The organism is Mycobacterium sp. 1465703.0 (assembly GCF_001672975.1).
Lineage (GTDB): Bacteria > Actinomycetota > Actinomycetes > Mycobacteriales > Mycobacteriaceae > Mycobacterium.
On sequence record NZ_LZKU01000062.1, the window covers coordinates 1 to 718 of the forward strand.

The 718-nt window shown below is 70.5% G+C and carries 1 protein-coding gene and 1 pseudogene; one reads left to right on the top strand and one right to left on the bottom strand.

Features of this window, described 5'->3' with window-relative positions; all coding sequences use genetic code 11:
• Nucleotides 1-445 (top strand): helix-turn-helix domain-containing protein (locus tag A5625_RS05650; protein ID WP_066989956.1); only part of this gene is annotated, 445 nt, incomplete at its 5' end.
• 14 nt (nucleotides 446-459) lie between these two features.
• Here A5625_RS05650 and A5625_RS05655 read toward each other — a convergent pair.
• Nucleotides 460-718 (bottom strand): annotated as a pseudogene (locus A5625_RS05655) (helix-turn-helix domain-containing protein); the annotation flags it as partial.

Below are 718 nucleotides of genomic sequence, written 5' to 3' on the forward strand. Positions count from 1 at the left end.
CCTCGAATCCGGGAAACGCCGGTTGGCATTGGATCACCTGCCACGGCTGGCACGTGCCCTGTCAGTCAGCACCGACGAGCTGTTGCAGGCGGCGCCGACGCAAGACCCGCGGGTGCGCGGCACCGCGCACACCCACCACGGCGTCACCTATTGGCCGCTGACCCGCCAGGGCCCCGCCAGCGGACTGCACGCCTTCAAGATCCGGGTCAGCGCGCGGCGCCGCACCCCGCCCACCGACCTGCCGGTACACGAGGGGCAGGACTGGATGTATGTGCTTGCCGGCCGGATGCGGCTGATCCTGGGCGAGCGCGACTTCACCATCGGCCCGGGCCAAGCCGTCGAGTTCTCGACGTGGACGCCGCACTGGTTCGGGGTGGTCCGCGAGCCGGTCGAAGCCATCGTGATCTTCGGACCGCACGGCGAGCGGCTTCACCTGCACAGTTGATCCGGCTCAGACCATTGCCCCTCGTGTACCGGCAGGTCGGTGGGCGGGGTGCGGCGCCGCGCGCTGACCCGGATCTTGAAGGCGTGCAGTCCGCTGGCGGGGCCCTGGCGGGTCAGCGGCCAATAGGTGACGCCGTGGTGGGTGTGCGCGGTGCCGCGCACCCGCGGGTCTTGCGTCGGCGCCGCCTGCAACAGCTCGTCGGTGCTGACTGACAGGGCACGTGCCAGCCGTGGCAGGTGATCCAATGCCAACCGGCGTTTCCCGGATTCGAGG